General features: G+C 72.8%; 28 protein-coding genes, 1 pseudogene and 1 riboswitch. Of the genes and pseudogenes, 18 read left to right on the top strand and 11 right to left on the bottom strand.

Annotated elements, in window-relative coordinates; all coding sequences use genetic code 11:
- The first annotated feature begins 4 nt into the window (after positions 1-4).
- Positions 5-580, top strand: a complete 576-nt coding sequence (locus ACIBQ6_RS28450; RefSeq protein WP_397215606.1) for a TetR/AcrR family transcriptional regulator — start codon at positions 5-7, stop codon at positions 578-580.
- Between the two features lie 235 nt (positions 581-815).
- Here ACIBQ6_RS28450 and ACIBQ6_RS28445 read toward each other — a convergent pair whose 3' ends face one another.
- The 4 genes from ACIBQ6_RS28445 to ACIBQ6_RS28430 form a co-directional block, all read right to left on the bottom strand.
- A complete protein-coding gene (locus tag ACIBQ6_RS28445) occupies positions 816-1160 on the bottom strand; it encodes a ferredoxin family protein (RefSeq protein ID WP_358295486.1) in 345 nt (114 codons plus the stop codon).
- Positions 1157-2740, bottom strand: coding sequence for an FAD-dependent oxidoreductase (locus ACIBQ6_RS28440; protein ID WP_397215604.1), 1584 nt, complete (start codon positions 2738-2740; stop codon positions 1157-1159). Before ACIBQ6_RS28440 ends, ACIBQ6_RS28445 begins: the two co-directional genes overlap by 4 nt.
- Positions 2737-3330 (bottom strand): hypothetical protein, encoded by a 594-nt coding sequence (locus tag ACIBQ6_RS28435; protein ID WP_397215602.1) that lies wholly within the window; start codon positions 3328-3330, stop codon positions 2737-2739. Before ACIBQ6_RS28435 ends, ACIBQ6_RS28440 begins: the two co-directional genes overlap by 4 nt.
- A 791-nt stretch (positions 3331-4121) precedes the next feature.
- Positions 4122-4451, bottom strand: coding sequence for an LLM class flavin-dependent oxidoreductase (locus ACIBQ6_RS28430; RefSeq protein ID WP_397215600.1), 330 nt, complete (start codon positions 4449-4451; stop codon positions 4122-4124).
- Between the two features lie 356 nt (positions 4452-4807).
- Between ACIBQ6_RS28430 and ACIBQ6_RS28425 the strand changes: the two genes are divergently transcribed.
- The 9 genes from ACIBQ6_RS28425 to ACIBQ6_RS28385 all read left to right on the top strand — a co-directional run bounded on the left by ACIBQ6_RS28425 (position 4808) and on the right by ACIBQ6_RS28385 (position 10246).
- Positions 4808-5461, top strand: a complete 654-nt coding sequence (locus tag ACIBQ6_RS28425; protein ID WP_397215598.1) for a hypothetical protein — start codon at positions 4808-4810, stop codon at positions 5459-5461.
- A 77-nt stretch (positions 5462-5538) separates the two neighbouring features.
- Positions 5539-5661 carry a hypothetical protein gene (locus tag ACIBQ6_RS28420; protein ID WP_397215596.1) on the top strand — a complete coding sequence of 41 codons (123 nt, stop codon included), beginning with the start codon at positions 5539-5541 and terminating at the stop codon, positions 5659-5661.
- A 26-nt stretch (positions 5662-5687) separates the two neighbouring features.
- A complete protein-coding gene (locus ACIBQ6_RS28415; protein ID WP_397215594.1) occupies positions 5688-6569 on the top strand; it encodes a PaaX family transcriptional regulator C-terminal domain-containing protein in 882 nt (293 codons plus the stop codon).
- Positions 6570-6658: 89 nt separating this feature from the next.
- The gene (locus tag ACIBQ6_RS28410) at positions 6659-6787 is read left to right on the top strand and encodes a hypothetical protein (protein WP_397215592.1); all 129 of its coding nucleotides are present in this window, start codon (positions 6659-6661) and stop codon (positions 6785-6787) included.
- A gap of 208 nt (positions 6788-6995) precedes the next feature.
- A complete protein-coding gene (locus ACIBQ6_RS28405) occupies positions 6996-7199 on the top strand; it encodes a hypothetical protein (protein ID WP_397215590.1) in 204 nt (67 codons plus the stop codon).
- Between the two features lie 126 nt (positions 7200-7325).
- On the top strand, positions 7326-8015 hold the full coding sequence (locus tag ACIBQ6_RS28400) for a DUF4097 family beta strand repeat-containing protein (RefSeq protein WP_397215588.1): 690 nt from the start codon (positions 7326-7328) through the stop codon (positions 8013-8015).
- Between the two features lie 327 nt (positions 8016-8342).
- Complete coding sequence (locus tag ACIBQ6_RS28395) at positions 8343-9164, top strand: hypothetical protein (protein WP_397215586.1); 822 nt, start codon at positions 8343-8345, stop codon at positions 9162-9164.
- Positions 9161-9538 carry a GntR family transcriptional regulator gene (locus tag ACIBQ6_RS28390; RefSeq protein ID WP_358295459.1) on the top strand — a complete coding sequence of 126 codons (378 nt, stop codon included), beginning with the start codon at positions 9161-9163 and terminating at the stop codon, positions 9536-9538. Before ACIBQ6_RS28395 ends, ACIBQ6_RS28390 begins: the two co-directional genes overlap by 4 nt.
- A gap of 297 nt (positions 9539-9835) precedes the next feature.
- Positions 9836-10246 carry a VOC family protein gene (locus ACIBQ6_RS28385; RefSeq protein WP_397215584.1) on the top strand — a complete coding sequence of 137 codons (411 nt, stop codon included), beginning with the start codon at positions 9836-9838 and terminating at the stop codon, positions 10244-10246.
- A gap of 126 nt (positions 10247-10372) precedes the next feature.
- Here ACIBQ6_RS28385 and ACIBQ6_RS28380 read toward each other — a convergent pair whose 3' ends face one another.
- Positions 10373-10612: a hypothetical protein gene (locus ACIBQ6_RS28380; RefSeq protein WP_397215582.1), complete on the bottom strand. Its 240-nt coding sequence runs from the start codon at positions 10610-10612 to the stop codon at positions 10373-10375.
- 467 nt (positions 10613-11079) lie between these two features.
- On the bottom strand, positions 11080-11565 hold the full coding sequence (locus ACIBQ6_RS28375) for a hypothetical protein (protein WP_397215580.1): 486 nt from the start codon (positions 11563-11565) through the stop codon (positions 11080-11082).
- Positions 11566-11690: 125 nt separating this feature from the next.
- Here ACIBQ6_RS28375 and ACIBQ6_RS28370 point away from each other — a divergent pair, with 125 nt between their 5' ends.
- The gene (locus tag ACIBQ6_RS28370; protein WP_397215578.1) at positions 11691-14384 is read left to right on the top strand and encodes a BTAD domain-containing putative transcriptional regulator; all 2694 of its coding nucleotides are present in this window, start codon (positions 11691-11693) and stop codon (positions 14382-14384) included.
- 77 nt (positions 14385-14461) lie between these two features.
- Here ACIBQ6_RS28370 and ACIBQ6_RS28365 read toward each other — a convergent pair whose 3' ends face one another.
- Entirely contained in the window at positions 14462-17695 is a 3234-nt protein-coding gene (locus ACIBQ6_RS28365; RefSeq protein WP_397215576.1) for a BTAD domain-containing putative transcriptional regulator, read from the bottom strand.
- A 93-nt stretch (positions 17696-17788) separates the two neighbouring features.
- Between ACIBQ6_RS28365 and ACIBQ6_RS28360 the strand changes: the two genes are divergently transcribed.
- Positions 17789-19096: an FAD-binding oxidoreductase gene (locus ACIBQ6_RS28360; RefSeq protein WP_397215574.1), complete on the top strand. Its 1308-nt coding sequence runs from the start codon at positions 17789-17791 to the stop codon at positions 19094-19096.
- Between the two features lie 83 nt (positions 19097-19179).
- Here ACIBQ6_RS28360 and ACIBQ6_RS28355 read toward each other — a convergent pair whose 3' ends face one another.
- The gene (locus ACIBQ6_RS28355) at positions 19180-20097 is read right to left on the bottom strand and encodes a methyltransferase (RefSeq protein ID WP_397215572.1); all 918 of its coding nucleotides are present in this window, start codon (positions 20095-20097) and stop codon (positions 19180-19182) included.
- Between the two features lie 49 nt (positions 20098-20146).
- Positions 20147-20536 (bottom strand): MerR family transcriptional regulator, encoded by a 390-nt coding sequence (locus ACIBQ6_RS28350; protein WP_358295435.1) that lies wholly within the window; start codon positions 20534-20536, stop codon positions 20147-20149.
- Between the two features lie 80 nt (positions 20537-20616).
- Here ACIBQ6_RS28350 and ACIBQ6_RS28345 point away from each other — a divergent pair, with 80 nt between their 5' ends.
- The gene (locus ACIBQ6_RS28345) at positions 20617-21807 is read left to right on the top strand and encodes an MFS transporter (protein ID WP_397215570.1); all 1191 of its coding nucleotides are present in this window, start codon (positions 20617-20619) and stop codon (positions 21805-21807) included.
- Between the two features lie 270 nt (positions 21808-22077).
- Positions 22078-22218: a hypothetical protein gene (locus tag ACIBQ6_RS28340; protein WP_397215568.1), complete on the top strand. Its 141-nt coding sequence runs from the start codon at positions 22078-22080 to the stop codon at positions 22216-22218.
- A gap of 66 nt (positions 22219-22284) precedes the next feature.
- On the opposite strand, the gene ACIBQ6_RS28335 is transcribed toward ACIBQ6_RS28340, so the two are convergent.
- On the bottom strand, positions 22285-23214 hold the full coding sequence (locus tag ACIBQ6_RS28335) for an aminoglycoside phosphotransferase family protein (RefSeq protein WP_358295427.1): 930 nt from the start codon (positions 23212-23214) through the stop codon (positions 22285-22287).
- A gap of 275 nt (positions 23215-23489) precedes the next feature.
- On the opposite strand from ACIBQ6_RS28335, the gene ACIBQ6_RS28330 reads away from it, so the two are divergent.
- Entirely contained in the window at positions 23490-23900 is a 411-nt protein-coding gene (locus ACIBQ6_RS28330) for a helix-turn-helix domain-containing protein (protein WP_397215566.1), read from the top strand.
- A pseudogene (locus ACIBQ6_RS28325) lies at positions 23849-23974 on the top strand (hypothetical protein); the annotation flags it as partial. The gene ACIBQ6_RS28330 and the pseudogene ACIBQ6_RS28325, both read left to right, overlap by 52 nt.
- Before the next feature lie 231 nt (positions 23975-24205).
- On the opposite strand, the gene ACIBQ6_RS28320 reads toward ACIBQ6_RS28325, so the two are convergent.
- Entirely contained in the window at positions 24206-24637 is a 432-nt protein-coding gene (locus ACIBQ6_RS28320) for a nuclear transport factor 2 family protein (RefSeq protein ID WP_358295421.1), read from the bottom strand.
- Positions 24638-24813: 176 nt separating this feature from the next.
- A riboswitch (cobalamin riboswitch) is annotated at positions 24814-24943 on the top strand.
- A gap of 34 nt (positions 24944-24977) precedes the next feature.
- Here ACIBQ6_RS28320 and ACIBQ6_RS28315 point away from each other — a divergent pair.
- Positions 24978-25169: a CbtB domain-containing protein gene (locus ACIBQ6_RS28315; RefSeq protein ID WP_352320001.1), complete on the top strand. Its 192-nt coding sequence runs from the start codon at positions 24978-24980 to the stop codon at positions 25167-25169.
- Between the two features lie 9 nt (positions 25170-25178).
- Entirely contained in the window at positions 25179-25964 is a 786-nt protein-coding gene (locus ACIBQ6_RS28310) for a CbtA family protein (RefSeq protein ID WP_397215564.1), read from the top strand.

The raw sequence follows: 25964 nt of genomic DNA, 5'->3' as shown, positions 1-25964 counted from the left end.
GGAGATGACTCCCATGCCCGACCGCCAGCGCGCAGACGCCCGGCGCAACTATGCGCGCATCCTCGCCGTGGCCGAGGAGGAGGTCGCCGCGTACGGGGCAGGCGCTTCCCTGGAACAGATCGCGCGCGTCGCGGGGGTCGGCTCGGCCACCGTGCGCCGCCACTTCCCGACCCGCCGGGCGCTGCTGGAGGCGGTCTCCCATCAACGCATCGAGGCCCTGGCCGCCCGTGCCCGCGAGCTGACAGGCAAGGGCGACAGCCGTGACGCGCTCCTGCAATGGCTCAGTGACGTCGTCGCCTACTGCGTCGCGGCCCGAGGGCTGGCGGCGGCGCTGGCCTACGACGGGGCCGAGACCGACCCCGTACACGAGAACACCTGCTCGGCGATGATGGCGGAGGCGGGGAACCCCCTGCTGCAGCGCGCCATGCAGGATGGGGCGGTGGCGGAAGGCGTCACCGTCGCCGACCTGATCGCGCTGATCGTCGGTGTCGTCCTCGCGACGGAGCACCACCCTGACCCGGCGGCCCGCGCGGACCGGCTGTTCCAGCTGGCCGTGGCGGGTGTGAGCCCGCGGGGCTGAGCGGCCTTCATCGGTGACAAGGTCTGCGTGACCGGCGCCGTCGGGGCGCAGGCCCGGGAGGACAACAGGACCGCCGGGGACCGCGTCGCCCCTCCCTGGAACCGAACGCCAACGGAAATGGGGTGCAGTTCGTCTTCAGGGAGCCTACGAGGGGTCGCCCCCGGACGCGCGGGGCGGGCACGGCGGCCCGACCCCGGAGGCGGCTCCCGTGACTAGCACGACCGGCGTTTCCCCATCACGAGATGATCGCCTGCGACGTCGAGGGCAGCGCCGGCCCGATCGCCCGCCGGGCGCCCGGGGTGCGCCCGTGTCCCCAGCCGATCTGCCGGCGGTATCCGCCCAGCAGCCCACGCTCGGCCAGTTCCGTCACATCGGGCGGCTCCGGGAGCGGGTGCGCGGCCGGGGCCACGTACAGGGCGTCCACCGGGCAGTACGCCTCGCACATGAAGCACGTCTGGCAATCGCCCTGCCGCGCGATCAGCGGCACCCCGTCGTCCCCGCGTACGAACACGTCCGTCGGACAGGCCTCGACGCACTTGTCGCAGGCGATACACCGGTCGCGCAGCACGATCTCGATCACGACGCCACCGCCAGCGGCCACCCGGTCTCCGGCAGCACCCAGACCTCGTCGAGCCCCCCGGAGATCAGCCGGTGGTGCTGGGCGGGGTCGGAGCCGGGGTGGTCGGCACGCTTGTGCATGCCGCGGCTCTCGGTCCTGGCCAGCGCGCTGGCGTACATCCATCGGGCGTGGGCCGCCATCGCGGCGGCCGAGCGGGCGCGCACGACGTCGGGGCCGTCGGCGTACAGGCCCTGCCTGGCCCGCTTCCAGGTCTCGTCGAGCGCGGCCAGCGCGGGCGCTAGCCGGTCGCCGTGGCGCAGGTAGTTCTTCTCGTACGGCAGCACCTCGGCCTGGACCGCCTCGATGATCTCGCGATGCCCGGCCGGGTCGCCGCCGGTCGGCCGCAATCCGGCGCCGCCCGCCCCGCGCACGGTCCGCGTGGCCGCCTGAGCGCCCAGAGCACGGGCGTGACGGGCCGCGGCCTGCCCCGCCCAGGTGCCGGAGGACATCGCCCAGGCCGCGTTGTGGCTGCCGCCGCCGGTGAAGCCCCCGCAGATCGGTTCCCTGGTGGCCGCGTCGCCGGCGGCGTACAGGCCCGCGACGGAGGTGGCGCAGTCGTAGCCGGTCAGGCGGATCCCGCCGGTTCCGCGTACGGTCCCCTCCGCCAGGAGCGTGACGGGGAAAAGCTCGGTGAACGGGTCGATCCCCTGCCGGTCGAAGGGCAGGAAGAAGTTGGGCTGAGCCAGCCGCATCGCCTGCCTGATCCCCTCCCCCGCCTGGTCGAGGCGGCAGAAGACGCGCTCGGACAGCAGCGCCCGCGCGATCACCGACCGGCCGTGCGTGCTGCCCGCCCCCTCCAGGACACTTCCGTCGGCATGGTAGAAGGTGGCGTAGGAGTAGAAGGCGGTCTTGGTCACGGAGGTGAACTCCGGAGCGATCGCGTAGGCGTTGGAGAACTCCATCCCGGACAGCTCGGCCCCGGTCTCCGCCGCGAACAGGGCGCCGTCGCCGGTGTTGACGTCACAGCCGAGCGCCTTGCTGAGGAAGGCGCAGCCGCCGGTGGCCAGCACCACCGCGCCCGCGCGCACTCGGTAGGAGCGATCGTGCTGCCTGCGGTGGCCGGCCGCGCCCGCGACCGCGCCGTCCGCGTCCACCAGCAGTTCGGTGACAGGGCTGTGGTCGAGCACGCGCACCCCCGAGCGGCGCGCGCGGATGCGCATGCGGCGCATGTACTCCGGGCCCTGCAGGCCGCGCCGGATCTGCCGGCCGTACTCACCCACCGGGAAGGGGTAGCGGCTCACCTCGGCCAGCTCGTTCATGTTCGCGTACGTCTGGTCCAGGGTCCGGGCCATCCAGGCGCGATCGGAGAGGTACCCGCCCAGGGCCTCCCGGGAGGCCATCGCCGCCTCGCGGGAGGCCGGGTCGGGATCGACGTACCAGACTCCGGTGCCGGCGGCAGCAGTGGCGCCGCTCGTGCCCAGGTAGCCCTTGTCGACCAGGACGACGTCGGCGCCCGACTCGGCTGCCTTGACGGCGGCCCAGGCGCCGGCCGGCCCGCCGCCGGCCACCAGGACGTCTGCGATGAGATCCAGATCCGTCATGACTCCCTCCTCATGGGAGATCCGCAGGGCGCGAACGCCCAGTAGGAGGCCACCCCCTTGTACGGGCGGCCCTCGCGCCACGCCGCGACCTGGTCCGGCCGGCCGAACACCTCCAGATACTCCTCGACCTGCCGCTTGGCCTGGTCCCACGGCAGTACGGGCTCGTGGTCGGAGCCCTCGGGGCCGACGAACGGGGCCAGCGGCTCGATCACGGTGTCCAGGCCGGGCTGCCAGAACACGCCGGTCGAACGCCTGGTGACCGAACCACCCGCGACCACCCGGTGCGTACCCGCGGACAGGCGGCCGTTCGTCCACTTGGTGAGCATGTGACCGGAGAACGGCGGTGGAGGGGAGCCCGCGCGCAGGGTCCCGCCGCGTCGGGGTGGCGCGGACACCGCGGCGTCGGCGTCCGCACCGGACTGCGGGGCCCCGCCGTCCGCGCCGGTCAGCGGAGCACCGCCACCTGCACCACTGGCGGCCGGCAAGAGCGAGAGGGCTCCCCCTCCTGTCCCGGCGAGCAGGACCCGCCTGGTGAGATCGGTGGCCCCCGCAAGGGCGGGCCGGTTGAAGGGACGGAGGGATTCCCTCATGGGTGCTCCTTCACGACGAACTTCAACCCACTATTCAGGTAGGAATACTCTGATGTCAACCCATGGAGACGCCACCGCCGTCCAGCCCGCGAGGACGGCCCGTCACGGCCGGGCGCCGGGCTTGCGCACCCTTCCCGACGCCTCGGCGACCCTCCGAAGGAGGCCGGGCAGCGCGCGCGAAGAACCTCCGCCGGCGCGTGCTGGAGCACCGACGCCTGGAGAGGCGAGACGACCAGCCCTGCGGCGGCGCTCCGGCACCTGGCGCACGCCGCCGGCAGCACGGGCAGGCCGGCCCGGAGAGCGAACAGCCCGGCGAGACCGCGCGCGAGCATGGCGCACGCCGACAGCCCGAGGCCCCTTCTGCAGGAACATGGTCAGGCCGCCCGTCAGCAGCAGGCCGACCACGTCGAGGTCCAGCGAGCCCAAGCGGCTCCGCGCTGAAGACAGGCGACGGGCCGCGAGCACCAGCGCGACCAAGCCGAACGGCGCCGCGAGGAGGAAGACCAGCCGCCAGCCCACGCCCGGACCGAAGGCCGCGATTGACGGCCCCGCCCAGCGGCGGTCCGACGGTGAAGATCGCCATTCCGGCGAGGAAGAACGGCTTCCCGCCCCGGATGTCGCCGTTCAGCAGGGAATTGTCGAGCAAGGTGGTGAATCCGCCAGCGGCGCAGACGACCAGGACCCGGCGCCCAGCGGCGGCGAAGCCCGTGGTCACCGGAACGGCTCCGGAGCCGGGGGGCTGTGGGCGGGGGGCGTGCTCCGTGACATCGGCGGGTTCATCCTGTGGGGGCTCAGCCGACGATCCGCTTCTCGAAGCAGGTGGAGCAGGTCATCGAGGTGTAGGGCGGGAAGATCGGGATGCGGGTGTAGCCCTCCCACTCGTACAGGCGGATCGCGTCAGGCTGGCGGTCGCCGGTTTGCGGGATGACGCGTCGCGCGCCCAGCGCGCCCGCGGCCTCCTCGGCCGCGGCGAGCAAGGACCGCGCCTTCCCGAACGCCTCCCATACCCCCGGGAAGGGACCCGACCCCACCCCGAGCTCGAGCCGGCCGCCGCTGAGCTCGTCGAGCGTCGCCGCGTCCTCAGCGATCTTGAGCGGGTCCTCCAGTGGCGGCACCAGCACGCCGGTGCCCAGCCGGATCCCGCGTTGCCGTCATCCCAAGCACCGCGAGATCTACGCCGAGGCCTCCACCCGTTACCGCAACCCGCAGGCCCGGCTGCTGGAGGGCGCGAAGACTGAGCATTGTCATCGAAGGTTGATGGCCACTACGGTGTCTCACCGAAGGTTGAGTGATTGCTGGGGCCGGACATCTGTCGCATCCCACCGACAGCGACGTTCGAGGTCTGCTACGCCGCCGGGGACCGCGGCTCGTGCGATGTCCCGTTAGACGAGGCGGGTTGCAGTACGCGGGTTGGATTCACAAGTTGGCGGAAGTCCGTCCACACGTGGAGCAGTGATCGCCGACCGGGTCTGGAGGCGTGATCGAGAAACGATCGCATGCGTTCACCGCGACCATGGCGGCGAGCTGGCTCGTGGTCGTGACTGGACGGTATCTGCTGTGGCTGGAGTACTACGACCGGATCATCGAGCAGCTGATCCTTGGGATCGCGTTCGTCGTGGCCGGGCTTTCCACGTTGTGGTGGGCGCAGAGACTCATACGCCGCCGTGGTGACGTCCGCAGTTACGTCGCGGCCGGTGCGGCGGTCGTCCTGTGCGCCGCCGTTGTGGTGCTGCCCTGGAACGGGATCTTCGGACGTACGTGGTTCGCGGTCCATCACGGCAAGTTCACCGCGCTGGCCCAGCTGGCCAAGGACAGGAAGCTGTCGGCGGACATGCCTTCGGGGGGCTGGGTGCATCTGCCTGATGAGTTCGATGTCCTGCAATTTGATCATGTCAGTACGCAGGATGTGCCGATCGAGCTCTACCCCGGACGTGTTCTCACGATGGGCCTGTCGAACGAGGAAGTGTCGGAGAACATGTTCCTCTACATCTACGACCGGCCTGACGCCGCGCGGATAAGCCCCTGTGATCTCACCGCGACCACGTTCGACGATTACTGGTGGTGCAGCCGCCTGGGTGACGGCTGGTGGTGGCTGGCGCGCAAGTCGAACTATCCGGATATGGACGAATAGGCGCGAGGCTGAGCGGGGCCGGTATCGCAACCACAGGGACACTTGAGTTCCAGGAGAGACGGTGAGGGAACCGGCAGGTGCGTACGGCCTGCCGCCGGTGCGGGGGTTCCGGCGGCCGAAGGGCGATGCCCGCCGACGCCCTGGCCGACCCCCGCCACCGCACCCTGCTGGACGCGATGGCCCAGGTCATCGGCGTATAACGATCGGATTCGATACGATAGTCGGCATGGACGTCCATGTCCCTACCCGGATGCTCGTCGAGGCGCTCGTCCGCACCGATCTCACGGTCGACGCCGGCGAGCTCTACGCCACCGCCAACCTGCTGGACATGAACGACCAGCAGGTCCGCCTGTGCATCAAACGGCTGGTCGCCGAGGGGCGGTTCGTCCAGGAAGGGCGGGGGCGCAAGGCGATCCTGCGCGCCACCGGCAGCACCGGACGCGCGATGGGCCTCGACGTCGAGTTCGTCACCCACGCCTACCGCCAGGACGCCGGGCTCGCCCCCTGGGACGGCGCCTGGCATCTCGTCGCCTTCACCGTCCCGGAGAGCGCCCGGCCCGCGCGCGACGCGCTGCGTGCCGCGCTCACCCTGCTGGGCGGCGCCCCCGTCCACGGCGGCCTGTACATCAGCGCCAATCCGTGGGAGCCCCACGTCGAGGAGCACGCCCGCCGCCTGGACGTCCTCGGTCACGTCACCTTCCTGACCACCCGGGACCTGCGCCGGGGCGAGGAGAGCGATCCCGTCGCGCTCGCCCGGGCCATGTGGCCGCTGGGCGAGATCGCCGAGCGTTACGACCGGCTCGCCGCGGTGGCCGAGCCCCGGCTCCGGTTCCTCCAGGAGCATGCCGAGCCGTCGGACAAGCCCGGATCGTCCGAGCCACGGCGGCTGACCATCGCGGTGGAGCTGGCCGCGGAATTCACCCGTGCGATGGAGGCCGACCCGCTGCTTCCCCCCGAGCTGCTGCCCCGGCCCTGGCCCGGCGCCCGGGCCCGGACGCTGGCCGCGCGCTGCTGGTCGCTGCTGGAGGAGCAGACGGGCAAAGACGCCGGCGCCGTCCGCCTGTTCGGCCTCTACGGCGGCCTGAGCCGTCTGGCCGCGGGCGCCTGACGGGCCGTCACTCCGTCACGCCGTCACGCAGTCTCCACGGTGGACCTGCACCGAGCCGCCGGTCCACCGGGCCAGGTCGGTCGCCGGCAGTGACCGGCGACAAGGTGCTCGTGCACAACCCCAAGGGTCCGGGCGGCATCTCGATCAAGGCCGAGGCGAAGGACAGGGACGGCAACGCCGTCCAGCCGGTCCTCACCGACGCCTACTCCGTGAAGTGACCGCCGTGGCGGGGGCAGGCCCGTTCTGCCCCCGCCACCTGCGTTCCCGCTCACCGAGCCGGCGCCCGTCGCCCCGCAGCGCGACGGGCGTCACCAGCCGACCCGGGCTCCCAGGCGATCTCGTGCTCCGCGCGCTCGCCGACCGGCCGGGTGCGCCGGGACCGTGCCGGGTGGCCACGATCGACGAGGTGTGGGCGGGGGCGACGCTGTGGCGAACGCGGCCACCGCGACGGGCAGGCCCGGATCGAGCCCGAGCTGGGGGCACGCGGGCAGCATGGCGGGCGGCCACACGTTCAGGAACGCCGTCACCGACGACGGCGAGCGCCCCGTGCCCCTCCTGATCGGCACGGACGAGTTCGACTCCGCCCGCGTCGACGCCGTCATCGGCGCCCTCCTCCGCGACCTCCGCTGACACTGACCGTGGTGACGCCCCTGCCCGGCGAACGGACAGGGGTCGTCGGAGGTGAGGGTTCTCCCGGGGACCTGTCGGGGGCATCCCTGATGCAGGCCGCGGGGAAGGCCCGACAAAATTGGCGGCATGAAGATCACTGCGATCGCGGGCGGCCTGCTGGCCTCCGCGGTGCTCCTGACCGGGTGCGGCCTGGACGCCATCGGCAAACCGAAGAACGAGGAGACCAGTACGTACCAGGTCAAGGAGAAGGTGCAGCGGCTTCACCTCAGAAGCGGCAGCGGGAACGTTACCGTCACCGAGTCGGATGCCGCCCAGGTCAGCGTGACCGAGAGGCTCTACTGGAGCAACGACAAGCCGCGGGCCGCACACAAGGTGGAGGGCGGCACGCTGTCCGTCTCCTACGACTGCGAGAAGTCGTGGGGAACCTGCGGGGTCGAGTACCAGGTGGAGGTCCCCAAGGGGGTGCCGGTCGACCTGGACACCGGCTCGGGTGATCTGACGCTGAGGTCGCTCACCGGCCCTCTGGACCTGGAGGTCGGCTCCGGCGACATCAAGGGGGACGGCCTGGGCGGCAAGAAGCTCCTGGTCAAGGAGGGATCCGGCAACGTCACCCTGAAGTACGCGGTCGCGCCGGAGAGCGTCGAGCTGTCGGCCGGGTCGGGCGACGTCGTGCTCACCGTCCCCGACGAGACCTTCGACGTGAAGGCCAGCACGGCCTCCGGTGACGCCAGCGTCTCGGTCAAGAAGGACGGCTCTTCCCCGCGCAAGATGTCACTGACCACGGGCTCCGGAGACATCACTGTCTCCACCGGGTAACCAGTTCCCCCTCGCACGCCACTGCCGGGTAACCGGCACCCCCCGCGCACGTTCCGGCCGCGGCCGCGCGGACGGTTGCCAGGTTGCGTCCCGCAGGATGAGACGCGCCCGGCGCCGTCCGCCGCCGGCCGCTGCCGAGGGGGCGGGTGCCGGGCGCAGTGAGTCAGCCGGTGTAGTCGGTGGCGTGGGCGGTGCCGACCGCGGGCCCACGCGACCACCGCCGAGCGGGGGCTTGCGTCCTCGGGAGGACGAGCGTCCCGGGCGTTGACTTTGTCGCAAGGTATGACGCACGATGTTGCTACAAAGCTTGCGACAAAAGGAGGAGGCATGACGAACGCTTCCATGTCCGAGGCCGGACCGCCGTCGGCCGACGTCCGCTCCGCCGAGGCCTGGCTGCGGAGGCACGGCCTGGGCGACGGCCCGCCGACGCCGTTACTGGCCACGCGCCTGGCGGTGCGGCGGCGGGTGCGGCTGCTGGGCAGCGTCCTTCTGGCCGTGCTGATCATCGCGGCCTCCCTGGCACAGGTCGCCGCCCTTCCCGGAGCCTCCGGCGGGTCCGGATCGAATCGGCTGGCGCCGATGCTGGCGCTGAGCGGGTCGATCGTCGCGCTGCTGCTGACCCAGGCCCTGCTGGACGCATGGGTGCGGCGCGTCGACCGGCGTGCCGGGGCCGCACTGCCGCGACGGGTGACCCATCCGGTGCAGCTCGGCTGGGCCGCCCTGCTCGGACGGCCCTACGCCGTCATGGCGGGCGCCACCTTCGCCTGCGCGTTCGCGCTGGGGGTGAGCGCGCTGGTCGTCACCGAAGGCACCGCACGGCATGCCGCCGTCGTGCTGCTGGTCGCCGTGACCGGAGTCGCCCTCGGCGCCGTCCTGCAGCTGCGCGAGATGCTGGCCCGGCCCGTCGTGGCCGAGGACGAGGTCTCGCTGACGGCCGACGTCGTCATGCGGATCGAGGACGCGCGCGAGAGCTCCGCGCCCCCTGTGTTGTGGACGCTGCCGGTGGTGCTGTTGTCCGGGTTCGCGCCCGGGTGGTGGAGCGCCGCCTCGGTGGGTTTCCTGGTGCTGGGGGTGCTCGCCCTGGTCGCCGTCCATGTCGGGACGCCGTCGTACGCGGCCACGGCGCGGCGCGCGGTGGGACTGCGATGATCGTCATCGATGCGGGCTCGCCGGTCCCGCCGTTCGAGCAGTTGCGGGCCCAGCTCGCCCGGCAGATCCAGAACCGTACGCTGGCCGTGGGCGCCCGGCTGCCGACCATCCGCCACCTGGCGGCCGACCTCGGGCTGGCCGTCAACACGGTCGGCCGGGCGTACCGGGAGCTGGAGGAGGCGGGGCTGATCGAGACGCGCGGGCGGGCGGGCTCGTTCGTGTCGGCCGCCGGCGAGGAAGGCCGGGAACGGGCCCGCCGGGCCGCCGCCGACTACGCCGCCGTGATCGCCAGCGTCGGCCTCGACGCGACCGAAGCGCTCCGCATCGTGCAGGCGGCCCTGACGCCCGGCGCGGTAGCACCTGCCTCGCCATGACCATCCCCGTGATCCTGGACGGCGGCGAGCGCCGACACGTCCGGCCGCTCATCGAACCGGCCCGCATGACCGACAGCTGGGGTCGATGATCTCGAAGTCGGCCGTCGGCCGCTCCGGCACGGCGACGGCGGCCGGGGTGTGGGCTGCCGACAACGCGATCTGCGCGGAGGACTGGGCCACAAGGGCGCTGAGCAGCATCAACGGCAAGAACGGGATGCCCGCCGCCAACGCCGTCAGATCTGCCTGCGGGCCTGTCTCGAAGTCCCGGCGGATCAGATCTTGTGACAGGATCGCGGGATGCTGCGACTCACCGACTTCATCATCGACTGCCCGGATGCGATGAAACTGGCGGCCTTCTACTCCGCGGTGACGGGTCGCCCGATCAGGGAGGGCAGCCACGAGAACTGGGCCGGTATCCGGTTCGGCGAGATCGAGCTGGCCTTCTACCCGGTGGAGGACTACCGCGCCCCGCAGTGGCCCGACGGCGAGCACCCCAAGCAGTTCCATCTCGACTTCGAAGTCGACGACATCGAGGCCGAACAGAGCCGCGTCCTGGCCCTCGGCGCGTCCCTGCGGCAGGACTTCATCGGCCCCAACGGCTACGGGTGGCGTGTCTACACCGACCCCGTCGGCCACCCCTTCTGTCTCTGCCGCAACAAGGGTGTCGTGTGGACCGAGGAGGGCCCTGTCTGGCCCGAGCGCGCCTGATAGTGCTTCGTCAGGTCTGTCGGTGGCTGTTGCGGCGTGACGGTTTGAGCCTCTGACGGCAGGTGGGGCCTGCGCCGGTCCAGGTCGCGAGCAGCAGTTGTGACTCGCGGATGACCTTGTAGAGGGTCAGACCGGCGCAACCGCTTCTGGGTCGAGCCGTAGCGTGGTGATGTAACAGAGGTGCGGCGGTGACAAGAGTGGTTTGGCGGCGCCGGCCGGCCCGGGATCGGCCTTCGAGCTGACCGGCTCGCTGTCGTCGCCGGGCCTGGCCGCGACGGTCTGGTTGGCGATGACCCGGCCGGTGTCCAGCGGCACGTACCGGGCTCCCGCCGTGGCGGCGGCCGTCGCGGTGGAGTACCCGTGCACGTCGGCGTAGACGTTGACGGCGGCCGTGCCGGTGTTCTTGACCTTCAGCGCGCCGTCCGGGCCGAGCTCCCGCCACCTTGACCGTGGTGGTGGCCCCCGCCGCGATCGACGCGTTGCTCAGCACCCGGGCCCGGACCCCGTAGAACGGGCCCGGTCCCGGCTGGACCGACGCGGCGGCGGCCGGGGCGCCCCCGTCACCACGAGGATCCCGGAGAAGACCAGGATGAGCGCTGCCAACCATCGCACGACCGCACCGGCCTCCTGGCGGAGGATCACTCCGTGTTGCGCGGCTGACGCTATCAATGACCCTGAGCTCGTGAAATACGGCGAAAAATAGAGATTTTTCGTCTATCAACCGCCGTACGGCGGTTCGTCCGCCTGCAACTTCGGCGGTAGCCGCCGTCCCCCTTCGGGGCGTCCGGGGCCGCCCGCTGCCAGAGGCCGGCCGGCAGGCGGCGCGTCCGGACTTATTCTCCGGAGTGGAGGGCGGGCTCTCTCGGTGACTCCAGCGCCTCTGCCGTCAGGTGATAAATGTCGCGATGTTGATAGATGAGATCGCCGTCATCCATGGTGCAGGCGATGCCGAAGGGCTGCTCGGGCGATCTCTCCACGTCTTTCCCCAGCGCCTCGTCCACTTCCAGAAACCACGTGATGCCCGCGATCGGCACCCCGGACGGGAAGGGGAAGGGGATGCGATCCTCGTTCGCGTGCATGATCTCGTAAATGGCACTCCGCAGGTCCGGTACGGCGTCGTTCACTTCTTCCGGGCTCGCGTCAGGCTGTATCCGCCGGTAGGACTTGCGCCCTTCTTCGAGAAGCCGGTCAAAATCCTCGACGCGGTAATCGATGCGGGACAGAATCGAGATCGTCCCTCCGCTCTCGGGTTCGTCCGTCTCCGCCGCGTCGACCTCTTCGACCTCGCCATGCTTCGGCTCGCACATCACGTACTCCACCAGCCCCTTTTCTTGATCACCTTGGCCAGGCGCCGATGAGGCTACCGGAACAGGGAGGCGTTCGATTGTGCGTCCGCCGGCTCGACGATTTCTCAATGCCGTCTCCATGACTACCCTCGAAGATCATGCTGATTCGGTTGCTTGGGCCGGTGGAACTGGAACGCGAGGCACGGATCCGCCAGGTACGGCCTCCGCAGGTCGCGCTCGCACTGGCCGCCCTGGCGTGGGAGGTGGGCCGGGTCGTCCCGGTCGAGGCGCTGCAGGACAGGATCTGGGGCGAGCAGGTGCCCGACGGCGCCAGGAGGACCCTCTACACGATCATCACGCAGCTCCGCCACGACGTGCTGGGCGACGACGGCGACGTGCTGCGCCGGCTCGGCGGCTATCTGCTCGACGTGGAGGAGACGGCGGTGGACCTCGTCCGGTTCCGCGGCCTGGCCGAGCGAGCGGCGTCCGTCCCGGAGCCGGAGGCGCTGCTGGGCGAGGCGCTCGGGCTGTGGCGCGGCGAGCCGCTCATGGGGCTGCCGGGCGAGTGGGCGGAGCGGGCGCGCCGCGCCCTTCGTGACGAGCACAAGGAGGTCCGCCTGCGCTGGGCGCGCGCCGTGACCCGCGCCGATCCGGGAGCGGCGGTGGCGGCGCTGTCGCCGCTGGCCGAGGAGTACCCGCTGGACGAGCCGGTGGCGGCGGCGCTGATCGAGGCGCTGCACGAGTGGGGCAGGACCGCCGAGGCGCTGACCCGCTTCGCGGACGTGCGCGCCCTCCTGGCCGAGGAACTGGGCGTCGATCCGGGGCCCGAACTGCACCGCGTCCACCAGCGGATGCTGCACCCCGATCGGGGCGCCCGCGCCGCCGAGCCCGTGGCGCCCGCCCAGCTCCCGCTCGACCTCGGCTGCTTCGTCGGCCGGGCCGCCGAGCTGGAGCGGCTGGACGGCGAGCGGGCCCCCGTCCGCGTGATCCACGGCCCTCCGGGGGTGGGCAAGTCGTCGCTGGCCCTGCGCTGGGCACACCTGCGCCGGGAGCGCTACCCCGACGGCCAGCTGCACGCGGACCTCGACGCGAGTGACGCCGCCGCGGTGCTCCCCCGCTTCCTCGGCTCGCTCGGCGTGCCGGAGGGACGGGTGCCCGCGAGCCTCGACGCGCAGATCGGGCTGTTCCGCAGCCTGCTGTCCGGCCGCCGGGTGCTGGTCGTCCTGGACGACGCCCGCGACGCGGCCCAGGTGCGTCCTCTGCTGGCCGGCGCGCCAGGCTGCCTGACGCTGATCACCACCCGCTCCGACCTGTCCGGCCTGTCGGTGACCGCGGGCGCGTCGCTGCTGCGCCTGGACGTCCTGCCGGACGGCGACGCCCGCGGGCTGCTGTCGGCGCGGCTGGGCGCGGCACGCCTGTCGGCCGAGCCCGAGGCCGCCGCGCGGATCGTGCGCCGATGCGGCCACCTGCCGCTGGCGCTGGCGATCGTCGCGGCGCGCCTGTCCCGAAGGACGGAGCTGTCGCTGGCCGAGGCCGCCGCCGATCTGGCGCGTCCGGGGCTGGAGCCGTTCGTCCACGCCGATCCGGCCATCGACCTGCGTCAGGTGCTCGGACGTTCCTACCACGACCTGCCGGAACCGGCCGCCCGCCTCTTCCGGCTGCTCGGCCGCGAATCGGGCGTGCACCTGCCGCTCGCGGCGGTGGCGAGCCTGGCCGGGCTGCCGGTCGACCGCGCGCGGGAGACGGTCGACCGGCTCGACCACGCCAACCTGGTCGAGCTGCGCGCGGAAGGCCGCGTACGCCTGCACGACCTGCTCCGGGTCTACGCGGCCGAGCAGGGCCGCGCGACCGACGACCAGGAGGTGCGCCGGGCGGCGACGCACCGCCTCCTCGACCACTACGTGCACACCGGCCTGGCCGCGAGCGAGGTCTGCTATCCCCATCGGGAGCGGCTGCACCCGCCACCGCCGGTCGCGGGCGTCGTGGTGCAGCGCTTCGCCGGCGCGGCGCAGGCGCTGCGCTGGTTCGCCGCGGAGTCGCTGCCCCTGCCCGCGCTGCTCGCCGAGGCCACCGACGCCGGGCTGGACCGGCACGCCTGGCAGCTCGCCTGGGCGTTCACGGAGTTCATGCAGCGGCGCGGCCCGTGGGCCGAGATCCTCGGCGTCCAGGCGGTGGCGCTGTCGGCGGCCGAGCGCCTCGACGAGGGGCTGGCCGCGGCGCGCTGCCACAACGCCATGGCCCGCGCCCACGTCAAGCTGGGACACGACCGGGAGGCGGTGGCGCACTACGAGCGGGCGCTGGAGCTGCACCGCCGGTTCACCGAGCCGGTCCTTGAGGCGCACGTCCACCTGGGGTTGACCGTCCCGCTGAGCCGGATCAGGCCGGGGCGGGAGCTGGGGCACGCCGTACGGGCGATGGAGCTGTTCAGGCAGGGCGGCGACGTCGTCGGCGAGGCGCGGGCGCTGAACAACGCGGGCTGGTGGCGCGCCCAGCGCGGCGAGTACGAGCAGGCGCTGGCCGACTGCCGCCGGGCGCAGCGCCTGCTGGCCGGCTTCGGATACCCGCAGGGCGAGGGGCACGCCTGGGACAGCGTCGCCTACGTCCTGGACGCCATGGGCCAGCACGCCGAGGCGGTGGCCTGCTACGAACGCGCCGCGGAGTTGCTGCGGAGCTGCGACGACCTGTATCCCGCGGCGGAGACGCTGGTCAGGCTGGGCCAGACGCACGCGCAGGCCGGTGAGGCCGAGGCGGCGCTCGACGCGTGGAAACGCGCGGCGGAGTGGTTCGACCAGCTCGGCGACGCCCGCGCGGAGCAGGTCAGGGAGCAGGCCAGAGCGTTGAGGAAGCACTGAGACTGCGCTGAGACGGGCGGCGCACGCCGGCGTGCGGGCGGCGCCGCGGCGCGCTCCCACGACTCGGGCCGGGCGGGCTATCCGAGCGCCGACCGGCTGCTCGGCGTGGTCCTGCGCGAGATCCGCCGGCCGCCCGCCGGTGCCGGCCGAGCGGCGGCGGCGTGGGCGCGGGCGGCGTCCTCGTCGCCGAGGCGGCGGGCCAGCTCGGCCAGCACGAGATGGGTGGACCCCCAGCAGGCGGTGCCCATGCCGGCCACCACCAGCAGGTCGGCGTACGGAAGCAGCCGGTCGTAGAGCGCCCGCGGATCGGGCACGCCCAGGCGGGCGGCGACCAGGCCCCAGACGGGCACGAGGAAGTCGGCCACCCAGTCGTCGGGGACGTCGGTCCCCCACCGCGTCAGCAGCTCGTGCGCCAGCTCGACGCGGCCGGACTCGGCGGCGGCGAGCACGGCGACGGGCCGCAGCGGCACGAACCGCGGCTCCTCCGCGGCGGCCACCAGCTCCTCCAGGATCTCGGCCACCCGCCCCTGGCCGCGCCGGCAGGTGAACGTGGTCACCAGCCGGTGGAACCGGCGGCCCCACATGGTCGGGGCGAACCGCATGTCGCCGTACCGGGCGAGCAGGTCCTCGGCCTCCTCCCACCGGCCGTCGAGGGTGGCACGGGGGGTCTGGGCGATGCGCACCATCGACTCCAGCTCCGGGCGCGGCGATCCGGCCAGCAGCGCCTCGCAGCGGGCCAGTTCCCGGTCCCAGCCGGGCAGGTCGCCGTCGCGCAGCAGGCAGGACATGAGGGAGACCCGAGCCAGCACCTCGCCGCTCACCGGCAGGCCGGGCAGGGCCGCCAGTTCCTCGGCCATCGCGCGCCGCGCGGCGTTGCCGCCGGGGCGGAACGCGGCGAGCAGGTAGTTGTTCATCGTGCGGGCCAGGAGCGGCGTGTCACCGGTCCGCCTGGCCAGGGCGACCGCCTCGGCGGCATGGCGTTCGCCCTCGGCGCCGCGGGGACCGTAGTGCAGTTCGAGGGCGAGGGTGCCCAGGAGGGTGGCGCGGTCGGCGTCCGGCAGCGGGCCGTCGAGCAGCTCTTCGATGACGGCGACCAGATCGGGGTCGACGACGCCGTACGGGCGCCAGTTCCACAGGGCCGGGCCGCCGATGGCGGTGACCGCGGAGATGAGCGCCTCCCGGTCGCCGGCGGCCCTGGCCAGGCCGATCGCCTCCTCCCAGTCGCGGTGCGCGTCCTGCGGCTGACCGGCGGCGCGGTGGGCGTGGCCGAGCTCGGTGAGCAGGCGGGCGCGTTCGGCGTCGCGGCCGGGTTCGAGCGCCGACAGGGCGAGCGTCCAGAAACCGGCCGCCTCGGTGTGGGCGAGCTGCGCGCCGGCGTGCCGGGCGGCGCGGGAGGCGTACCTGACGGTCCTGCCCGCGACGTCGAGACGGCCCGCCTGGGAGAAGTGGTGGGCGAGCGTGGCCGACCGCGACTCGGGCAGGACGCCTTCCAGCGCCTCGCCCGTACGCAGGTGCAGGCGTGAACGGTCGAGCCTGCCGAGCCCGGCGTACAGGGCCTCCTGGACCAGGGCGTGCGAGAAGCGGTAGTCGGGCCCGGCGGGCGGCTCGGTCAGCAGACCGGTGGTGACGGCCGGCTCCAGAGCGGCCATCACCTGCTCGGCGGTGCTGCCGGTGACGGCTTCCAGCAGGCCGGCGTCCACGTCACGGCCGGCCACGGCGGCGGCGGCGAGCAGGACCCGGGTCTCGTCGGGCAGGCGCGCGACGCGACGCTCGATCACGTCACGGGCGCCGCTGGGAACCGTGCGCTCGCCGCGCGGCAGGCGCAGCACCTCGCCGAGGTAGAAGGGGTTGCCGCCGGTCCTGTCGAGCAGGTCGCCGACCAGGCCGGGCTCGTCGGCGACCCGCCTGGCCCGCAGGAAGGCGGCCACGTCGCCGGAGGTGAACGGCGGCAGCTCCAGGCGCTCGCCCGACCGGGTCAGCGCCGCCAGCGTCCCGCGCAGCTCGCCGGGGTGGTCGCCGGGCTCGGGACGGCAGGTGACCAGGACGAGCAGCGGACGCCGCAGCGCGGACTCGGCGACGAACTCCAGCAGCCGCAGCGAGGACACGTCGGCCCAGTGAAGGTCTTCGAAGACGACGGCCAAAGGCGCCTGCGGCCGGGTCAGGACGTCCAGGACCTGCTCGTACAGGCCGAACAGATCCTGCTCGGGGTCGCGGGCGCGGCCGGACAGCAGCCCGGTGGCATCGCCCGCCTCGCGCAGGATCTGCGTCCAGGGCCAGAAGGCCGAGGCGGCGCGATCGGCGCAACGTCCCCACGCCACCCGGAACCCGCGCGCGGCGGCCAGGTCGGCGGCGGCCCGGACGAACCGGGTCTTGCCGATGCCCGCCTCCCCCATGACCAGCACGGCCCCGCCGTCGCCGCGCCGCGCGGCGCCCAGCCGCCGCGCCACCAGCTCCAGTTCGGCCGAGCGGGCGATGAGGACCTCGCCCTCCGGTTCGGGCGCGGCCGGGACGAACGCCGCCACCGGCTCGGCCACCGGCGGACGCAGCTCGGGCGCCTGGTCGAACACCGCGCGTTCCAGCTCCCGCAGGTCGGGGCCGGGACTCAGCCCGAGATCGGCCGACAGCCGCTCACGCACCCGGCGCAGCGCGGCCAGCGCGTCGGCCTGCCGTCCGGCCCGGTAGAGCGCGCGCACGAGCAGCGACCAGGCCCGCTCCCGGTACGGCTCGGCCTCGACCAGCGCCTCCAGACCGGGGATCAGAGGCGCGTCCTCCCCCAGAGCAAGGCGCGCGTCGAAACGGTCCTCCAGAGCGGTGAGGCGGATCTCGGCGAGCCGCGCGGCGACCGGCTGGGCGAACTCCTGACCGGCGAACTCCCCCAGCGGTTCGCCCCGCCACAGCCCGAGCGCCCGGTCGAGCAGCTCGACGGCCCGGCCGGGCGCGCCACCCGCCAGCGCCGCGCGGCCCTCGCCGGCCCAGGAGGCGAACCGCCACAGGTCCACCTGACCGGGCGCGACGGCCAGCAGATAGCCCGGCTCACGGGTGAGCAGGACACGCGGCGGGGTACGCGGCGGCCGGTCGGGCTCCAGCACCCGGCGCAGATGGGCGATGTACGCCTGCAGAGTGCGGGTCGCCCCGGCGGGCGGCTCCCCCGCCCACAGCTCGTCGATGAGCCGGTCGAGCGACACCACCCGGCCGGGCTCCAGGGCCAGCATCGTGACCAGGGCACGCTGCTTACGCGTACCGAGATCCAGCACACCCTGCCCGCCGGCGACCTCAAGCGGCCCGAACAGCCGAAACTCCAACCCTGCCATGTCCGTCCCCACCCTACGGCACCTCAACTCGATCCCAGCTCGACCCCAGCCCCCACCCGACAAAGTGGAGCCATCGACGAGAGAGGCGTGAACATGAACATCGGGGACGAACTGCGCGGAGTGGTCCGGGGCACGGTGCTCGCGGCCGGCGACGAAGGGTTCGAGCAGGCCCGGCGGCCCTGGAACCTGGCGATCGACCAGCCCGTGCGGGCCGTGGTCGAGGCCGCCGACGCCGAGGACGTGGCCGCGCTCGTCCGGCACGCCCACCTGGCAGGACTGACCATCACCACCCAGCCGAGCGGCCACGGAGCCACGGGCGACACCGGCGAGGCGATCCTGCTGCGCACCGGCCGCCTCGACCACCTGCACGTGGACCCCGCCGAACGCGTCGCCCGCGCGGGGGCCGGCGTGAAGTGGGGCCGCGTCCAGGAGGCCGCGAGCCCGCACGGGCTGACCGGACTGGCCGGCAGCAGCCCGGCGGTGACCGTCACCGGCTACACCCTGGGCGGCGGCCTGAGCTGGTTCGGCCGCCGGCACGGCTGGGCGGCCGGCAGCGTCCGCGCCTTCGACATCGTGGACGCCACGGGCACGCGCGCCCGGATCACCGCCGACGACGACCCTGAGCTGTTCTGGGCCCTGCGCGGCGGCGGCGGCGACTTCGCCGTCGTCACCGCGCTCGAATTCGACCTGTACCCGGCCCCCGACCTCTACGGCGGCCGCATGTTGTGGCCCGCCGCGACGGCCCCCGCCGTCCTGGAGGCCTACCGCGAGATCACCGCCACCGCACCCGACGAACTGACCCTCTGGTACGACCTCCTGCAGTTCCCCGGCGCCGCCCCGCTGGTGGCCGTGGACGCCACCTACCTGGGCGCGGGCGGCGACGCCGAGACGCTGATGCGGCCACTGGAGAAAATCGCGGGACGCCTGTCCGACTCCCGCGCCGTGCTGCCGGTCGCCGGACTGGGCGCCATCACCGCCGAACCCACTGACCCCGGCCCCGGCATGTCCCGCGCCGAACTGCTGACCGGGCTGACCGACGACGTGGCCGCCGTGCTGCTGGAGCAGCCCATCGACCCGCTGCTCAGCGTCCAGGTCCGGCACCTGGGCGGCGCGCTGGCCCGGCCCTCCGGCATCCCGGCCGGGCACCTGGCGGAGCCGTACGCGCTGTACCTGTTCGGCATCCCGGGGCAGGACGGGGGCGCCGCCGTGCGCGAGCGCATGGACCGGCTGACGGGAGCGCTGGTGCCCTGCACGTCAGGGCGCAAGCCGTTCACCTTCCTCGCGCCGGGCGAGCGCGCCGCCGCCGCCTTCGCCCCGGACGACCTGGCCCGCCTCCGGGACGTCAAGCGGTCCCGCGACCCCCGCGGCACCTTCCGCGGCAACTTCCCCGTCCTCGCCTGACGACCACCGGGGAGCCGCCGGGAGGAGAGCACGTCAGCGGCGTCGTCCCCGTCCCGGCCGGCGGCGTGTTCACCGGCCGCGCCTCACCGCGGGTCGGACGCCTCGGGCTGTTCCGGGCGGCGTCCCCATGCCGAGATCAGCGGCGCGAGGGTGAGGTCGAGCTCGCCGGCCTCGACGGCGGCCAGGTGCGCGTCGATCTCGGCGTCGTCGGCCAGACCGGCGGCGAGCAACTCGGCGCGGACCATGCGCACCGTCGCGGCCTCCAGCCGGTCGCAGGCCACCCCGCCGACCGGGAAGCAGCCGGCCGCCGCGACGTCGACCAGGCCGGCCGCGCGCAACGCCCGCGGCAGCGTCCGGCCGAAGCGCAGGTCGGCACCACGGCGGGTCAGCAACTCCCGGACGGCGCGCCGCAGCCGGTTGGCTCGCTGCTGTGCCGGGCCGGCCTCGTCGAGGCAGGCCAGCGGCTGCAGCTCGGTGTCGGCGTCCTCGACCAGCAGCCGGCCGCCGGGGCGCAGCGCCGCCACCATCGTCGCCAGCGCCCTGGCCCGGTCGGGCACGTGGACGAGCACGAGCCGGGCGTGCACCAGGTCGAACGTGCCCGGCTGCGGCGGCGGGTCCGCGACGACGTCGTGCCGCAGCACCTCGTACCCGGCGTGCGGGTCCAGCCAGGTGGGGTTGATGTCCGTGGCCAGCACGTGACCGGTCGGCCCGACGGCCGTGGCGAGCGCCTCGGGGATGCCGGTGCCTCCCGCGCCGACTTCCCAGCAACGCCAGCCCGCCTGCACGCCGAGCCGGTCGAAGTGCCCCCGTGTGACGCCGTCGAACAGCTCGGCCAGCCAGGTGAACCGCTCGCCCGCCTCCCTCCTGGCGTTGTCGAGCAGGTAGCGGTGATCCGGGGCGGACCCGGAGGTGTGGGACGCCGCGCCGGCGCCATCCACCGCCTCCCCTGAGGTCGTGTCCGGCTCGGGCCCGTGGTCGGCGAAGGGCTGCGATGAACTCATGCCGCCATCCTGACGATCTTCCACGTGCCGCGTCAGCACGACAGGGGATTCAGCCGCCGAGTGAGGCCAGGGCCCGGCGGGTGACGTCGGCCGGGGCCGCGGCGATGACGTCGTCGAGCGCGTCCATGGAGGTCTGAAGGTCGCTGATGGCCTGGGCGATGCGGGCGCGCTCCTGGTGGAGGTCGGCCAGCAGGTCCGAGCAGGTGGGGACGAGGCGGTCGCCGGCGTCCCGCAGGCACGGCAGGACCGTCATGATCGTCGAGGTGTTCAGGCCGGCGGCCAGCAGGCTGCGGATGCGGCGGACGACGGCGACGTCCTCCTCGGCGTATTCCCGGTAGCCGCTGGGGCGCCGCTGCGGGTGGAGCAGCCCCTGTTCCCCGTAGTAGCGCAGCAGGTGCACGGCCACGCCGGTCCGCCGGGACAGCTCACCGATGCGCACGACGACCTCCTGACGGCGAGCCGGTCATCACCCTGCTCCTCTTGACTCTCATATCGATGTGAGACTTTAGCGTCTACGCCATGAAGATGGACAAGGGTTTCGCGACGCTCGCGGCATTGTGCTCAAGCGTCTTCGTCGTGGGCACCTCGGAGTACCTGATCGCCGGGTTGCTGCCCCAGGTCGGAGCTGATCTTGACGTCTCCGTGGGAACCGCCGGACAGGCGGTGACCGCATATGCGCTCGGAGTGGTGGCCGGAGGGCCGCTCATGGCCCTGCTGACCTCGCGGCTGCCGCGCAAGGGGCTCGCCGTCGGGCTGATGCTGCTGTTCGCGGCGGGCAGCGCGATCAGCGCGGCGGCGCCGTCGTTCGGCCTGCTCCTGGTGGGCCGCGTGGTGTCCTCGCTCAGCCACGCCGCCTTCCTGGCTCTGGCGCTGGTGACGGCCACCCGGGTGGTCCCGGCCGAGCGGACGGGCTCGGCCATCGCCACAGTGGCCTCCGGCTTCACCGTGGCCACGCTCCTCGGAGTGCCCCTGGGCGCACTGCTCGGGGAGAGCGCCGGTTGGCGGGCTCCGTTCGCCGTGCTGACCGTTCTGTCCCTGGTGGGCGCCATGCTCCTGGCCGTCGTCCTGCCCCGGCAGGAGGCGCCGTCCACGCGACTGCGTGAGGAGATACGCGTGGTGACGCGCCGGCCGGTCATGCTCGCCATCGCCACCACCGCGGTGGGCTTCTCCGGGGTCGCCACGGTGTTCACCTACATCGCCCCGCTGCTGATCCGCGTCTCCGGCTTCTCCGCCGCGGCGGTCTCCGGTCTGCTGCTCGCCTACGGCGCGGGCAGTTTCATCGGCAACCTCACTGCCGGACGGCTGACCGACAAGTCGATGAGCGCCACCGTACGGGGGGTCTTCGGCGGGCTGGCGGGGACGCTCCTGCTGGTCCCGTTCGCCGTGGTGTGGCAGCCTGCCGCGGTGGCCGCGGTCCTGGTGCTCGGCCTGCTCGCCACCGCGACCATCGCCCCGCTCCAGGGACTGATCCTGCACCACGCGGGCGCCGCCCCGAACCTGGCGGTCTCCGCCAACGTCGGCGCCTTCAACCTCGGGGCCGCGGCCGGCTCGGTCATCGGCGGCGCGATCGTCGCCGCTGGCGCCCTGCGGTGGACCGGCCTGGCGGGCGCAGCACTGAGCCTGATCGGACTGGCCCTCACCTACCTCGTCCTGCCCCGGCCACGGACGTCACCGAAGACCGCCGAACACCAAGCCCCGATCGCCGTCTGACTCCCCGCCCACCCGCCGCGCCGCGCCGACCGCCGTCCAGAGGACCAGGTGACGGGTGAAGCAGCGCGGCATGGCCCTCATCGGTCAGGACGTCGTACGCCGGGAGATCCTCCGCGAGCGCGACACGGCGGACGGCGTGAACATCGGGCTGCTCGACGTGATGTGCCGCCACGCACTGAACACCGGCTACCACGTCATCCTGGATCCCCAGAGGAGACGCTCGCCAGGCACCGGACGCGGCCTCAGCGCACCCAGTCCAGCTTCGACGACATGCGGCGGTGGTACCTCGAACAGGACGTCCTGCCCGGCGCGACGGAGACGATCATCGACGAGAGCAGCAGCCTGGCCCGGACCGTCGGGCTGATTCTCCAGAACGCCGGCCTCGTGACAGGCGAGGCGACACACCTGTGAGGAGTTGGACCTGCCGTCGGCTGCTGTCAGCCGTCCGGGCCCGCAGGACAAGGCGGCTCCCCCGGCTCAGGGGCGTTCGGTGAGCAGTTCGGCCAGGCGGTCCGCGAAGGCGGTGAGCCAGTCCAGGCGTGCTCCGCTCCGGGCGATGCGGAAGCCGTGGCGCCGCCCCGAGAACGCGGCCTGGACGGCATGGAACTGGGCCCACCGCCGGGCACGCTCCCGATCGACCTCCGCGGCCTCGGCGAAGACGTCCAGCACGCGATGGACGGCCTTGCGCAGGTCGCCGGCTTCCAGGAGCGTCAGCGCGCGCGACTTGAGCAGCGTGCCGCCGTCATACGCGGGGTCACCCGCGTACCCCTTGGGGTCGACGGCCAGCCAGGGCTCGCGATCGGCCCGCAGGATGTTGCCGGCGTGCAGATCGCCGTGGACGAGGAGATCCGGCTGCACGCGGCCCAGCTCGCGGACGGTCGCCACGGCGGCCTCCACCACCTGAGGCCCCGGTGCGCGCGTCACCTCCGCGGCGTCCTTACGCAGCTGCTCCTCCCAGGCGTCGGCCTGCTCCCGCAACCGGGGCAGACCGGGTGGCGCGGGGACGGCCAGCCGGCGACTGATCCGTCCGGCGACCGTGACGACCTCATCACCGTCCTCAAGCTCCGCCAGCCTCGACGGCCGGGCCCGTTCGAGCAGCATGGCGAAACGCTCGTCGTCGCGCTCGTACAGCCGGACGGCGCCGCGGCCGCCCCACGCGGCGAAGGCGTCCGGTTCGTGGACGTTGCCGGGATGCGGGAAAGACACCTTCAGCACAGCGGCCTCCCCGGCCCGCCGCACCGGGACGATGATCCCGACCCCTCCATGCAGGACGGCGCCGTCCGGCACACAGCTCCATGACGCCAGCAACTCCTCCGCGATCCCGGGCAGCTCGGCGAGCCACTTCGCGGCGCCTTCCCCTTCACGCTCGACGGTGCTCCGCGCGAACGCCTCCGGTACCTCGATCATTCGCGGCACGCTAGCACCAGCGGAAGCGTCTCCCCCACCGCAGTGGAGCCATGCGCGGCGACATGTGCGCCTTCCGGCAAGCGCACCACCTCATGGAACGGGCGGGGTGCAGAATCTGAGCCTCGCCCTCGACGCGGTGGCCGTCGCACCCGGCAACTCGGCCGAACGACCGCCGTATCAGATCCCGGGCGAGGCGAACCGGACATCCGTTTCAGCCAGCCGCCGAGGGCGGCGGGTGGCTTTGTGCGGGTGGGGAGTTTGGCAGTCTTGCTGCCATGTATCCCGCTTCTGCGCTTGGCGAGTTCCTGCGGTCCCGACGGGCCCGGCTGCGTCCCGAGGACGTGGGCCTGAGCTCAGGAGTCAGGCATCGGCGCGTGGCGGGGCTGCGCAGGGAGGAGCTGGCGCCGCTGGCCGGAGTCAGCGTCGGCTGCTACACCCGCCTGGAGCAGGGGCAGAGCTCCAACGTCTCGGACGACGTCCTGGACGCTGTCGCCCGCGTCCTGCGGCTGGACGACGACGAGCTGCCCCACCTGCACCGGCTGGCCAGGGCCGCCCGGGCCGGGGCGAGGGCCAAGCCCGAGCGGCCGCGTCCCGGCATCAGGCTGATGCGGACGCCTTCACCGACCGGCCCGCGATCGCGGTCGGCCGGCGGGGCGACATCCGTTTCCCCACCGACGAAGGGCTGAACGCGCTGGTCGACGAGCTGCCGGCGCTCAGCCTGGAGTTCCGTGCGATGTGGACCGAGCACCCGGTGAGCAACCGCGCCTCCATCTCGCGCGACTACCGGCATCCGGAGGTGGGCGTCATGACCCTCACCGCCGCGCAGCCCCCATCGCGGGGTCGTGTCAGCGGCGGTCAGGTCGTGTGTGTCCGTCGTCATGCGGCCGGAGTGCGGCCGGCCGCGAAGATCGACCAGAGCCCTGCTGAGGGTACATCTGTCAGGTGCAGGACGGGCGGACGCGGGGGGCGATCCGTCGCGTCCGGCAATTCGCTAAGGACGCTGCAGAATCACCGAGTCGGAGAGCTGGGTGAGCAACTCCAGTTGATCGAAATAGAGGCGCAAGCTCGTGATGAGTCCGTCTTCCACTGTGCAGACATAACAGCATCGCAAACGCACAGGGCGGCCCGTCGCGTGCAGCACCTGACCGTCGGGCATGGTGTATGGGCCTCGGTGAGTTCCGACCATGAGAAGCTCGTCGACGGTTGTCGCCTCACCCTCGGAGGACTCCGTGATCACGGCCCGGACGTCGGGGAACGCCGTCCAGAACTCCTCCAGATAGGAGGCCAGCTCGCTGTGTCCCTGAGATACGCCTTCGGGGCTGATGGACACTCCGGCCGGGCTGAAAGTGCCGAGCAGTGCCGTCATGTCGTGGGCGTTGAACGCGTCCGTATAGCGGTCGCGCACCTCGCGGGCAACATTCATGGCACCGGGTCCTCCTATATTCCCTCGATGCCCAGCGTGGCTGTCGATATGCGGTCGAATGACCAACGCAAGCTAGATCCGCATACTCGGCGAGGTAGAATTCTGGGCCTTTCGCAAAGGCGCGCGGCGGAGCGGCAGGAGACCGAGGGGCACCGGTCGCCTGTTGACGCGAACGTGAGGAAAGGATACGTTCCGGTAGATTTCACGGTTGTCCAAGGGAAATCCGGTGAGATGCCGGTGCGGACGCGCCACTGTATCCGGGACGTAGATCCCGGGAGCCAGGTCGCTTGGCAGCCGTGACCTCGTGATATGGGACGCGTGACCCCTGAGGAGGCTTGACATGACCGGGTTGTCCACCCCGTCGACGATTCCCTTTCCGCGCCTGCGCCCTTGGCTGCTGCTGGCCGTGCCCGTGCTGCTGCTGGTCGCCTACCTGGTTCTGATGGACAACGGCGCCATCTCCCAGACCGGCACCTTCCTGCACGAGCTGATGCACGACGGGCGTCACCTGCTCGGCGTGCCCTGCCACTGAGGGCCCGTCATGGTACGCACCTTCCTGGCCAGAGGTCTGCTCGTCGGACTCCTGGCCGGACTGATCGCGGGCGCCTTCGCCTTCGCCTTCGGTGAACCTCGCGTGGACCACGCGATCGCCCTGGAGGAGGCCGCCGCCCAGGCCGAGGCGCCCGATCCGGACGCCGGGACGGCCGGGCACGGCCACGCCGAAGCGGCCGAGCACAGTCACGGCGAGGACGCCGTGGTCGGCAGGCCCGTGCAGAAGGCGGGGCTGTTCCTGGCCACCGGGCTCTACGGGCTGGCCGTGGGCGGAGTGTTCGCCCTGGTGTTCGCCGGACTGCGCGGGCGGGTCGGCCCGCGTTCCGACGGGCGGCTGGCGGTCGCCGCGGCCGGTACGGCGTTCGCCGCGATCATCCTCGTGCCCTTCGTGAAATATCCGGCCAACCCGCCTGCGGTGGGCGATCCGGACACCATCAACAGCCGCACGCTGCTCTACGTGGTGATGATCCTCGTCGGGCTGGCGGCGACGGCGATCGCGGTGGCGACGGCCCGCCGCGTCGACGGCGGCCCATGGGCTCGCTGGACGGCGGCGGCGGTCGCGTTCCTGGTGCCCGTCGTCGCCGCGTGGTGGTTGCTGCCGGCGGTCGATGAGGTGCCCGACGGGTTCCCCGCCACGCTGCTGTGGGAGTTCCGGCTCGCCTCGCTCGGCACGCAGCTCGTCTTCTGGGCGGCGTTCGGCGTGCTGTTCGGCTGGGCGAGCGACCGGGCGGAGCGGCGTACGGCGGCTCACCCGCTGGTCGCGGCGCCGAGCTGA

The sequence above is a fragment of the Nonomuraea sp. NPDC049655 genome (assembly GCF_044465465.1).
GTDB lineage: Bacteria > Actinomycetota > Actinomycetes > Streptosporangiales > Streptosporangiaceae > Nonomuraea.
Note: the sequence above shows the minus strand (reverse complement) of the source record. Positions and strands in the feature narration are given on the sequence as shown.